General features: G+C 59.3%; 6 protein-coding genes. 1 reads left to right on the forward strand and 5 read right to left on the reverse strand.

Annotated features, from left to right (window positions below; translation table 11 throughout):
- Positions 1-2 precede the first annotated feature (2 nt).
- The 4 genes from CHU71_RS12420 to CHU71_RS13115 all read right to left on the reverse strand — a co-directional run bounded on the left by CHU71_RS12420 (position 3) and on the right by CHU71_RS13115 (position 10,038).
- Positions 3-2,870: a hypothetical protein gene (locus CHU71_RS12420; protein WP_147761241.1), complete on the reverse strand. Its 2,868-nt coding sequence runs from the start codon at positions 2,868-2,870 to the stop codon at positions 3-5.
- Positions 2,870-6,550 carry a tubulin-like doman-containing protein gene (locus CHU71_RS12425; RefSeq protein WP_147761242.1) on the reverse strand — a complete coding sequence of 1,227 codons (3,681 nt, stop codon included), beginning with the start codon at positions 6,548-6,550 and terminating at the stop codon, positions 2,870-2,872. The genes CHU71_RS12420 and CHU71_RS12425 overlap by 1 nt, the downstream gene beginning before the upstream one ends.
- Positions 6,551-6,622: 72 nt before the next feature.
- Complete coding sequence (locus CHU71_RS12430) at positions 6,623-9,445, reverse strand: vWA domain-containing protein (protein WP_147761243.1); 2,823 nt, start codon at positions 9,443-9,445, stop codon at positions 6,623-6,625.
- A complete protein-coding gene (locus CHU71_RS13115) occupies positions 9,445-10,038 on the reverse strand; it encodes a hypothetical protein (RefSeq protein ID WP_255456447.1) in 594 nt (197 codons plus the stop codon). The genes CHU71_RS12430 and CHU71_RS13115 overlap by 1 nt, the downstream gene beginning before the upstream one ends.
- Positions 10,039-10,333: 295 nt before the next feature.
- Between CHU71_RS13115 and CHU71_RS12440 the strand changes: the two genes are divergently transcribed.
- The gene (locus CHU71_RS12440; RefSeq protein ID WP_147761244.1) at positions 10,334-11,032 is read left to right on the forward strand and encodes a queuosine precursor transporter; all 699 of its coding nucleotides are present in this window, start codon (positions 10,334-10,336) and stop codon (positions 11,030-11,032) included.
- 180 nt (positions 11,033-11,212) lie between these two features.
- Here CHU71_RS12440 and tgt read toward each other — a convergent pair whose 3' ends face one another.
- On the reverse strand, positions 11,213-12,505 hold the full coding sequence (gene tgt, locus CHU71_RS12445) for a tRNA guanosine(34) transglycosylase Tgt (protein WP_147761245.1): 1,293 nt from the start codon (positions 12,503-12,505) through the stop codon (positions 11,213-11,215).
- Position 12,506: the final 1 nt, after the last annotated feature.

Raw genomic sequence — 12,506 nt, forward strand, 5'->3', positions numbered from 1 at the left:
TCCTAGAACGTATCGTCCAGATCATCGAGCGATGGTGGCTGCTGCGATTGACCGAAACCAAAAGGATTTGCGGTATTGCTGGTCTCATTTCCAAAGCTGTATCCAGGCTGAACCTGAGAAGCATTATTGAAAGAATCGATGTGATCAGTGTCATCGAGATCGCTCAGCGCATCCTCGAAGAACGCTGATGGCACCGCTTCCTCCAGCCGCTCTTCCTTCGGCACCAGGTACTTGAAATCCGTGATACGGCCGAACTGGACCACAGTGAGAGAACGGGAGAGCTGGCTGGTCAGCTCCGTATTGCTGTCCACCTCAATAGTGCGCGTGTAGTCAGGGTCAATCTCGGTGTAGCCTGCCGAAGCACCCAGGGTGGTCAGGGCCTCGTTGCTGAAGGCCTGCATTGCCCCCTTCTCTTGGCTCATACCCGCCAGGAACTGCTCTGTGGACTGCGTCTGACGACGATTCTCATCCAAGAAGGTCACCGAAGACAGGTAGTGCTGCAGCCTGCCAGCCATCCGCGGATTCGTAATCACGTTGTGCCAGACCTGCGGCTTCTCATCACGGGAAGCCATGAATGGGTGATCTAGGTGGCGTGAGATGAGGTCGAGCTGGGTGTTAGAGTTTTCGCCGCGCATGCCCCACATAGCGCTGAGCTGTACCGAGCCTTGGCCTACTTGATTGCGCTCAAAGACAGAGTTCATGTAATCGACGAGCGAACGCAGGGACTTGTGCGCCCAGTCATGTGAATAAACCTGGGAGCGAATCTCCTCAGCCATGCGGTTGGTTTCATCTTCCGAGACCTGCGCTTGGCCGATTCGCGCGTTATCCGGCAAGCCAGACTCTGGGGTACGCAGGTGATCACTCGTGGTGGAGTTAAGCCCGAACGGTGCATAGATGGCACGTCCAAGGATTGCGGACCAGCTGAGGAACTGGCTGTAAGCGTTGAGGATGCGGTCGACGTCTGCAGCTGCTGACACGATGTTGCGCGCGGCAATCTCCTGGTTCTGGCGGTTGAGCTTTTGCCTTTGCACGTAATCGTAGATTTCGCGCTGTGCCTTGGTGAACATCAGCCACGTCAATAAAAGGAAGAGGATGATCGAAAGGAGCACACCAAAGGTGGTCCAACGCCAATCGAGAGTGAGCATGCCATCCCAGATCTTCACGTCTGGGTTGTAATTGGCCAAGCACATGTAGAACAGCACGACCAGAACAAGAGTCAGGATGCCCCACGACGCACGCAGCTTGTTCGTGAGTCGTCGATTTTCATCGTTAAAGTCGCGCACAGCAAAGCCTTTTTCTTCCTCGCGCAGCCTGCGTGCTTCCGTTTCGTAGAAATCAACGCGCTGGCGAGCGACACCAAGACGCTGTGCCAAGCCAGTACCGACCTTCCAGGCGAAGCTGTTTTGGTTCTGATTGCGCCACGCAGCGAATTCCTGCTTCTTGCGGTTGACTTCCGTGTTCTGCGTGACCTGGCTGGTCCAGTCCAGATCTGCTGCGAACTTCTCAGCCGCAATCGGGTCGAATGGGGCCACCTTAGCCTCGGACTCGTTGTTGTAGCCCACGGTGCGGTGCATCAGCGGATGGAAACCAAGGAAGGAGTTGCTCATGTCTGGCACGGACTGCTGCCCATACTGCACGATCAGGACTTCCTGTTGGCTGCCCTTCTGCGGTGTGAAGTTGGCGTCTTCTTTCCACTGACCATCAACCAAACCAAGGGCGAAGTCGTGGTAGGCCTCCCACATACCAGACAGCTGCGGCACCTGGCCGATGTCGAATTGCACCTTCTGCGCCTCAGCCAGGGTGCGCTGGTTCTTCTGCTGCATCTGCTGAATAGACACAGCATTGCCCTTACCAGAGTGGCCATCCAGAACGACTTCCATGTTGGAATTCTGGCCATAGAGTAGGTTCTGAAGGAAGCCCGCGGTGGCACTGTTGACCGTGCCACGGTGGCTGTTGACCCAATCCTGCGGCTTGCCGATGACCGTGGCCCAGTACAGGCGCAGGTTATCGCGCAGGGCAGCCCATGCGCTGACCTTCTGCGTCTTAGGCGACTCCAACGGGATTTCAGGGGACAGCAGCGAACTCCCGTGCATCGCGAAAAGCGTGTCGGAGTAGTACTGAGTCAGCCTCGCTGGATCAGTGACGCGCTCGGCATGGCTGTTGTTGCGCAGCTGCGGGCGCGGTAAGGGGCGGTTCGGATTGAACACGCGATCCTTGACCGCGTTCTCAACCGCGCTGGCGTCGATGGTGCGGTGAAATGCACGCACCAAACGGAAGTTCTCGCGGTTGCCCGTCTCCATGAGGCGGCCGGTGTCTGGATCAAACACCGCAGCCTGCGGCATTCCGCGCCAGAGGCCGAAGATAGATGCCACAGCAGGCGCAGCAAACTGGGCCAGTTCAAAGCCATCCTCAGTACGCGGAATCGGGCGAATACGCGTCGACGAAGGAGTGCCGCCCTCTTCCGGGGAGAGCACCAGGTTCTCCCACACCTGCAAGGGCTCGATGTGAACGTTGCGCAATGGCAACGCCGAAAGCAGGAGGCGCACTCGCTGGTTGGATGCCTGCACGATGCGGGAATCTACCGCGGCAGCCCACTGCGACAACGCCTCTGGTTGCAGGGGTTGCGCCTCATCCATCGAATCGAGAACCACCAGAAGGATGTCTCCTTCGTGGCGATGCAGGGCGTCGTCAAGCGTGGAAATGCGTGGAGTGCCCTCCGCATCGAAAGAGCGCACTACTGCAGCTGACGTGGGGTGGGTGTAGTCCACCCACATGAAGTTATCCAGCAAGCCCACTGCACGCAGGTCGAAAAGGCGGGAACGAATCTCATCGGCCGTGGCGCCGTGTCCAAAGAACAGTACGTTAGTCATTAGAAGGTGTCATCCAAGTCGGTGAGGTTGAATTCAGGCTCAAAGCGCGGGGTCTGGCTGGAAAAATCCCGGCTCGCGGGAGCCTCAAAAGTATCGGGCGTTTCAGCGACAGTCTTTGCCTGGCCCAGCAAATCGCGGATACGCTGCGCCATGACGACGACGTCCGGTGCAAGGTCGCGGTAGTACGGCGTAGCGGAGGCGACATCGCGGCGGCGAATGTTTGCAAATGGTTTGTCATCCATGCCTTGGCCCGGCAGAGAATTCATTCCACCCGGAATGAAGTGATCGGCGCCGCGGACGAACTTATCGAGCTCCGCAACGAAGGATTCATAACGATCCTGGATGCCGAGGCCGACGGCGTCGCGGCGACCCGGCACCTTGCCATCGCGCAGGAACTTAGCCAGACGGTGGACCAGTGGGTGCGTGGACGCACCGGAGTGCGCGAAGTCCTTGCCATTGTCGTAGAGACCACGCAGCAGCTGGTACGGGTACAAGGAAGAGGCAAAGCCGTATTCGCCATTCTTTTGTACCTTCGCGTACGCGATGAAGATGGATTCTAAGACAGAAGACATCCAGTCGGATTTCTTGACCATACGACGCGGGGAAATCAGCATCGGGTTCGGGAAAGGAACCCAACCATTGACGCCATCTGGGGTGTCATCGAAGATGTGCGCCGCGGCCTTGTCGGTGTCCTGATCGGAGATGTAGATGCGGCCGGTGATGCGGCCAATGATCCAACCTGCCACCATGGCCTGACGCTCCGTCTCGGTGATCGGCAGAGCGGCAGCTAGCGGGCGTGTGCGGCGCTCAGACCAATAAGAGCCATCGAAGTTTTCTTGCTTGTCGATGTCCTCGGCGATGTAGCCAAACATGGAAGAAAATACGATCGGTGAGTAGTTCGGGTAGGAACCAAAGATTTCGATGTGCTGGACCTGCTCAGACATGTTGAGCGAGTTGCGCAGCGCTACCTGGGATGGCTCATCGATGGAAGACGTGCTCAGGATGCTGCTCAGGCGTGGGACAATGCCAGTCTCTTCGTTCCCCAGCGCTTCGAACGGAATGTCCGAGAAAGAGTAGGTGTACTGGACGTCCTTGCCGTGGATGCGCTGAACCATGTCGCTGGACACGGCAGCCAACGGGCGGGCGTAGCTCAGCGCCATCTGGAAGGCACTGACGAAGCGATCGATGCGCTGGCTATGCTCAACCTCGTTGATATCTGGGGTAAGCGTCAGGTAGCTGCGCAGATCCACTGAGTTGAACTTGTGGAACTCGTAGTCGCGGCGGTTGATCCAATCGCGAGCACGTCCCAGCAGGTCCGCCGGGCGGATACGTGCACGGTACTGGGCGCGCTGCGACTCACGAACCTCGCCAGTCTGTGGGTGACGGGACAGGTACTTGGAAACCCAGCCGGCACGGTTGCTGTACTCATCGTTAGTGCGCTTTTGCGGTGCCAAGGTGTTATTCGGAGCCTTGTTGGCATCCAGGGAATCCCACTCACCGCGAATAACCGCGCGGACCGCAAACGGATAAGCCTGGTCATAGTGCTGAACGTGGGAAGTGGCGTGCTGGCCCTGAATGGTGCGCAACATCTGGTCCTGGTAATCGGTGATAAACGCGTTGACGTCGGTCAACATGATTTCGTTTTCCGCGCCCTTGAAGCGCGACTCGACAACCTCGTCGATTTCTTCCGGCCATGCGTTGACCTCGTTGGTGCGAACGTCAGCCAGCTTGTTGGTTTCCGGACGCGACTGTGCAGCCTTCTCCAAGACCTCGTGGACATCCTTCAGCTCGCGCTTGAGGTGGAAGAGATTCTCATCCGCGTAGTCCTGCAGAACATCTTTCAGGAAGTGCGCCATCGCCATGAGGAAGTAGTCGTAGAACTGCTTGTGATAAAGGCCCAACAGGCCATTAACGATGGGGGCTGGGTCCGTCATTTGGCCCTTGCCGGTCAGCGGACTCAGAATCGGCTCGGAGCCTTGCGGCAAAGCCAGAACGTTGGTGCCGATGCTGAGGAAGCGATTAGACAACTCGTTCAGCTGCGGCATCAGACGGTCGCCGCTAGTGAGGGCGTCGCTGAGTCGGTCCAAAACCTCGCGGACGTAAGGAACACCGACTGCAGCAAGTTCGCTTTCAACGGTCTCAAGAACCCTGTCAGAGAAGAAGTTTGCATAGCGGTACGCGGTGTCATACGCGGACTGCTGGAGCAGACCAGAGATGTACTGCTGGTTTTGTGGGTCGTTCAGGTTCTGGATGAGCTCGCCACGCCACTCGTCTACCTTGCGGCCCTCGCCGATAGGAATGAAGTTACGCAGGTTGCGCACTGCGTTTTCCGCGGCGGGCTGGGCCATCATATTGAAATTGGCCATCAGCCAGTTCCAGGTAGTGTTGATATCAATCGGTGCGCCCGTTGCCCAGTTAGGGTCCAGAGTCATCTCCTGGAAGCGAGCAGGTAGACGCTCATCGAGGCGCTTAGCAATTTGTATCTCGCCAGCTTCCGGATTGGCCTTGTCAAGGTGGCCGTTGAGCAAGCGGTCGAAAGAACTACGGGCCAGGCGCTGTGCGGAATACTCAGCGAAGCGGTCACGGCCCATGGAAATCTGTGCGTAGCCCAGAGAGCCCCAAGGCAAGCGTGCCCACGGCGTACCGCCCTGGGACTGATCACGGTCCCAACCGAAGAAACGGCGGCCGCCGTCACCGGATGGGGTGTTGGTCAGTGCGTAGGAAACCAGGTTGTCAGAGGCACGGGTCGAGGCCATCAAGCCGGCCAGCGCACGGCCAAGGCCACGATAGACGGACATCGCGGAGCCATCGCCGAAGCGGGAGCCGGTTGTGCCCATCTTGGAACCGATTGGGAAAATACGGCCGAATGTCGGACCGTCCGGCGGGGTGCCCATGTCGAAGGCCTCGAAGATGGCGCGGTCATGCGCGGTGGAGTTGCCCATCTGGGAAGCCACAACCTCGCCGAACATCGCCAGGGAATTCGGCCACGCACCGGCCATGTCCTCTGCCTTGTTGTCGGAGAAGATCTCCGGGGTGTACATGAAGACCAGCGTGCTGGTCGGATCGAGATTCTTGATGGTGGTCAGAACGCGGCAGACATCCAGGAACATCGAAGCGCCTGCGCCGCCTGCCATGGAGGAAACAACCAGCACAACCGGCGCGGAGGAACCAGTATCGGTGCGCTTCTTCGACTGCTTGTAATTGAGCTCGTTGAGCTCCTGGATAGCTTCCTGGGTAAACATCTCAGACACCGCCGCGTTCAATGCGTTGCGGATGTCCTTCAGGTGGCGCAGGGTCAGGATGCGGCCGATGGCGCGGTACTGGCCGGCGCCGTCGGCAAGCTTCGTGTCATTCGATTGCGGCGTACGCGAAGCCCACGTGGCGATCTCGCCCAGCTTGCCGGAGCGGCCCAGCGTTTCAGAGATACCCGCGTCGAACTGGTTGTAACGCTGGCGTGAACCGATGCCGACGTACTGGCCACCGCTCTGGGTAACGTTCGGCAGCTTCTGCGGGCCAGCCTCCTCTTCGAGGGGCACATCGATGTTCACAAACTGCCACGCCTTGGGCAGCTCGGTAATGTCTGGATCGATGGTGCGCAGCTCCGCCTTGAGCTGGTCCATGATAAAAGCCAAGGTCTTGGCGCCGGAGCCACCGCAGCCAACTACGAGGAACTTCTTCATCTGCTCTTAAAACCTTTCGGGATGTCTCTTTAAGTGTTCAACTTGTGCGTTCTGCTTGCGTTCTGGCTCGGACTAGTTGTTTCCGAAGGAAGGCCCCTGCGGCCATCCACCATTATTGCCGCTTGGTCCGTTGCCCGGCTGGCCGAAACCGCCCTGGCCGCCCGGTTGGCCAAAGCCACCTTGGCCACCTGGATGGCCGAAACCACCCTGCTGACCGAAGCCACCCTGTTGGCCTGACTGACCAAAGCCGCCCTGCTGGCCGAAGCCGCCTGGCTGGCCCGGCTGGCCAAAGCCACCCTGCTGCCCCGGGAGCTGCTGCACTGGAGCGTTAGCCCCCGGCGCGTTCTGCGGTGCCTGTGCACCTTGCTCTCCCTTCGGGCCCTTCGGAGCCTTAGGCTCCTTCGGCGCTGAGAACTGCACCTGCTCGAAGAGCACCGGTGCGGAGCGGTTAATCTCCTCGGAAAGCTCGCCGTACTTTTCGGCATGTGCCATCGTGTCGATGGTCAAGACGATCTCGCCGCGGTCCTTGTCATTCGCGTTGCCCACGAAGAACCAGTTGTTCTGAACTGCCAGCGGCAAGATGGCGCGGCCACCGGACTGCTTGCCCTTGCCGGAGATAGAGCCGTCCTTTTCAACTTCCACGTGTGCCGCGGTAAATGGGCTAAGGCCCATCTTTACCTTCGCCTCATACAGGCCCAGGTTTGCCCGGCGCGGCGCGGCGTCGACAGGCACTGCGCCCTGGAACTCGTCCTTGGAAACCGCAAACGGCTTGCCGGTATCCGTGCGGATGAGGCTCGTGCCTTCCTTCTTGACCGGAATCGTCTTCGCGAACATGCGCGGTGACTCAGGGATGCGGCCGGAGAACCACTTCATGAAGTAAAGAACTGCCAGCGGAATCAGAAGGCCCAAGAGAACCGCCAGCACGAATGCCAGGCCGAAAGCGCTCTTGCTCAAAGGCGTGGTCATCGAGCCCTTGAGCTGCAAAGGCAGCTGCGCTTCCTGGTTATCTTCCGCAGACTGCAAGCTCAGCTCTGGCTGCAAAGCCAATGCGCCGTCTTCCATATTTTCGGCAGAAAGGGTCACAGGCAACGTCGACTCTTCGCCCTTGGCCAGCTCAAGCGCGTTATCCGCGGAATCGTACTGCGAGGTTACCTTCAGCGCATCCACGCCCTTCGGCAGCGTGACCTCATCAGCGCCGAAGCTCTGCTCCGCCAGCCACACCTTACCCGGACCAGCTACCGGAACATCGATCGTGACTTCCTTTTCCGTCATCGACACCACCTGTGCCGAGCCGACGGAAGGCATGTTGACCGGGGTAATCGTCAGCGGGGTTTCACTCTTGATGGGGTTGAGCTTGGAGCCCGGCTGATTATCGACGCCCTTCGTGGTGATGTCCACGCTGGTCATCAGCTTGCCCGCGGCAACGTTTTCGACCTTGTCCAACGGGATATCCACTGCGTTGCCGTCCACGATCGGAGCGTTTTCGAGCAGCGTCACTGACTCGCCCTCTTCGGGGACGAACTCCGCGCGCAGCATGCCTTGGCCTTCGAGCTTGCGCGGCTGACCGCCGCCGTCGACAAGCTGTGCCTTAATGACTTGGTCGGAGTTGATGCCGCCGCTTAGCTTCTCACCGTTTTCGCGCTGCAGGTTGAGGTTCAGACCCGGAATCATCACCATGGATGCCTGGTACTCGCCCTCGGCGCCGCCCTCCAGCTTGTAGCCAAAGGTCCACTTGCCGGCCCAGCCTTCGCCGCCCTTCTTCATCGCGACGTCGACCATGCCCGGCAGGCGGTCATTGGTGGTGATCTCCACGTCGGCGCCGGAGACCTTCTTGGTATCCGGCTTCAGCTCTACCGTTTGCCCATCAGGGCCGGTGAGGGTCGGGATGATCTTGCCTTCTTCCACGCTGGTCTTCGGAACCGCGGACAAGCGGACCGGGTCGACCGAGTTATCCAGGAAGAAATCGAATTGCTCGGTGAAAGTGCCTTCCTTGTTCAAGCCACCGGAGGTAGGAATGAGGTTACGGAAAGCCGCGAACAATGCGGCGGGATCCTCACCGCCGTTGAAGAAAGCACCGTTCGGTTCGCCCTGGCCACAGCCCTCGCCTTCAGCCAAATCGGTGAGAAGCTCCGTCTGTTCCTTCGCATCGCGCTCCGGTACGAGGCCGACGTTGAAGAGGCGGATATTGGACTGGCGGAAGGCGGAAACCGTGGAATCCGGGGTGCACAAAATGTTGCGGGCTGCTGCGTTATCCTTGCCGGTCTCAACGCCTACGTAGGCGCCGTCGGTAAAGAAGACGATGGCCCGGCAATCGCTGCCATCATGATCGCCGAATTCCTTGAGCGCGCCCGAGTAGGCCAGTCCGTAGTCGGTTTCCAGATCGGAGGTGCGCTCCTTGTTACGGAAAGCATCAATCTCCTTGTCCAGGGCACCAGCGTTTCCGGAAACATTGGTCCAACCACCGTACTCGCCAGCCTCGGAGTAATAGCCTGAACCGAATCCGGCAAGCTTGACGTTGATATCCGCGCCGGCGTCCTTGCCTAGGTTGGCCAGCTGATTGACGATGTCCTTGGTGGCATCGACACGGAAGTGGGAGCCATCGGTGGCGGGTTCGCCTTCGTAACCGATGAGGGACTGCGACTGGTCGAGCACGAACAACAGGTCCGCGGACTTCTTGTCCGCGATACACGAGCTGAAGTCCGCGAGGTTCTTCTGCGAGGCTTCGGAGAGGCTGCTTTCGGAGGCCTGCGGAGCTTGTTCTGGTGGCGGGGCCGCTTCGGGCGCTGGTGCTTGCTCAGGCGCTGGCGCATCTTGCGCGGAAGCTCCCAAGGAACCTGCGAAACCGCACAACAATGCGGTGCTGCTGAGAGCGAGGAGACGATTTAGTTTTCGCATTAGGCGCCCATCACCTTTCCGACATAAAAAGCGATTTCCACCGCAGAGGCAACAACGAGTACGAAGCCGCTGATCATGACTAGGCGGTAGACCAGCGTCTGGCGCGTGTCCTCAATGTAGAAGCTCTCTGCTTGGCGCTTGGTGTTTTGCAGGGTGTACAGGCCAAGGAACACGAAGGCGACGATGCCTGCAAGCACCCAACCGGTAATTGCCAGTCCAAAGAAGAGGCCTTGGGTCGCAGTGGAAACCAACGGCGCGGCAATCACAACGATTGCAGACAAAATGGCGGCCACACCAGCGGCGATGAGCAAAGGCCACGGGCCCTTGGTCGGTGCGGCCGGAGTGGCTGGGCGCGAGCTGCGCGGCGCGCTGGGCTGCCCGCCCGGTGCGCCAAAGCCCTGGCTGCCTTGTGCGGGGCCAGCTGCGCCAAACGACGGCGCGGTGCCTCCTGCTTGATTCGGCGAACCGAAGTTAGGGGAACTCGGGAATCCGAAACCCGAGCCGGCGTTGTTGGGTCCGGTGTTGTACCCGCTGCCCGCTCCGGGGCGCGGACCGCCAAACTGGGGCGACGAACCAGGCGAACCAAATGTCATAATTAATGACCTTTTCTCAAATAGCGCTCCCCCGACCAAGAGCGCAGCCAGGGAAACCAAAGGGAACAAAATAGGCACAAGTGTAGCAAGCAAAAGAATGCCATATTTGAGGCCTCATTTCGCCCCTTCCTTGGGATTTGCCCTCTGCTATCTCATCGCTAGCTTGCTAAAGCTAGGTTTAACTGCAAATCTTTCGCTGGATCTACCTTGAGGATCATTCCCCAACCTCCCCCCAACATGTGGGAGCATTTTCTGGTTTCTTAGACCATAAGACGACATGGCAAGATAACTGGCCATGACAGAAAAATCGGCAACCGCAACCACTTCCAGTGGCGAGAGCATCCGATTCATCCCGGTACAGTCCACGCTGTACCCGTGGCTGGTTACGGTGTTCGTCGTTACGTTCCTCATTTCCAACATCAACGCCACAAAGGGCGTCCAGCTCGGTCCGCTTATCACCGACGGCGCCTTCTTCTTATTCCCACTGGCTTATATCGCAGGCGACGTCCTGTCCGAATGCTATGGCTTCAAGTCCACGCGGCGGGCGGTCTACATCGGATTCGTCATGGCGATTCTGGCCGCGGTGTGCTTCTATATCGCGATTTGGCTGCCAGCTGCGGATTTCTATGAGGGCCAAGAGGCTTTCGCCGCCACCTTGGGCCTTGTACCGCAAATCCTCGCCGCTTCCTTGGCAGGCTACTTGGTGGGCCAGCTGCTCAACTCCTTCACGCTGACCCGTATGAAGGCAAAGTCCGGTGAACGCGGGCTCATCGGCCGTTTGGTGGCTTCAACCGTCGTGGGCGAGTTCGGCGATACTGTGTTGTTCTGCATCATCGCCGCACCAGTCATCGGCATTTCTACATTCAGCGGCTTTCTCAATTACGTAGTGGTCGGCTTCGTGTGGAAAACCCTCATCGAGGTGGTCATGCTGCCGTTAACCACCGTCGTCATCAAGTGGGTTAAATCCCGCGAAGACTACGTTCCCAGCAGCTAAACCACAAATCCCCAGCCCTAGAAACCCAGGGCTGGAACTGCAGCTTCCTGGTGAAAAGGGCGGCGTCGGCAAGCGCGAGAAAAGCCGAACAGGAGGTCTGCAGTTCCAGCCCTGGGTATTTGCGGAAAAGAGGCGGAGGGCGCATTTGCGGAAAAGAGGCGACGGGCGCAGGGAGGTAGCTTACTTGCCGGCGTAGTAGCGGCCCATGAACTCGTCGCGGTAAGCCTCGTAGTAGCCGCCGTCGATGGAGGCGCGGATGTTGTCCACCAAGCGGATCATGAAGGTCAGGTTGTGCATGGTGCACAGCGTGCCGGCCAGGAATTCGTTGGCCTTGAGCAGGTGGTGGATGTACGCACGGGAGTAGTTCTCCGAGACGTAGCCGCCGAACTCCTCGTCGATTCCTGCAAAATCGCGCTTGAAGCGCGCACCCTTCAAGTTCAAGCGGCCATCGAGCGTGTACACGCCGCCACGGCGGCCCAGGCGGGTAGGCGCGACGCAATCGAAGGTATCGGCGCCGGCCTCAATCGCGGTGAACAGGTCATCGGGCTCAGAAATGCCCAGCAGGTGGCGCGGTTTATCCTCAGGAAGCTCGTCGCAGACCCAGCCCACGATGGTGCCCAGGTTCTCCTTCTCCAGCGCGCCGCCGATGCCAAAGCCGCCGAAACCGCGCTTGCCGTTTGCCTCGGCAGCCTGGGAAAGCTCCACCAAACCGCGGGTGGCTTGGCGGCGCAAATCCTCATATTGCGCGCCCTGCACCACGCCCCACAGGGATTGGCGTGGCTTTTGCGGGCCACGCTCCTCGGTCAGGCGGTGGTGTTCGTCCAAGCAACGCTGTGCCCAGCGATGGGTGCGCGCGACGGATTCCTCCTGGTAGGTACGGGTATCCACCAAAGTGGTCAGCTCGTCGAAGGCGAACATGATGTCGGCACCCAAACCATGCTGAATCTGCATGGAAACCTCTGGGGTAAAGCGGTGCTTCGAGCCGTCAATGACGGACTTGAAGTCCACGCCGTCTTCGTCGACCTGCGCCATGCGCTCCTTCTTGGCCGCGCGGATGTCCTTCTCGGTGAGGTTCGAGGTGTCCATGGCCAGGACCTTCTTGAAACCCACGCCAAGCGACATCACCTGGAATCCACCGGAGTCGGTGTAGGTGGGGCCATGCCAGTTTTCAAAGGCCGCGACGCCGCCAGCCTCATCCACGATGTCGTGGCCCGGCTGCAGATAAAGGTGATAAGCGTTGGACAAGATAGCCTGCGCGTCCGTCTGCCGGATCTGCTCCGGGGTCAGGGTCTTGACCGTGGCCTTGGTGGCCACGGGGATAAAGGCTGGGGTCTGAATATCCCCGTGCGGGGTGTGAATGGTGCCGCTGCGACCATGCTTGCCAGGACCGGCCTGGTCGAGGCGCGTGCGCACGTCGAAGCTCAGGTCAGTCTCTAGCTTGGGTGCAGGAAAAGGCGGCTGTTGCTCGATCATA

It is taken from the genome of Corynebacterium sp. LK14 (genome assembly GCF_008042215.1).
Taxonomy (GTDB): Bacteria; Actinomycetota; Actinomycetes; order Mycobacteriales; family Mycobacteriaceae; genus Corynebacterium; species Corynebacterium striatum.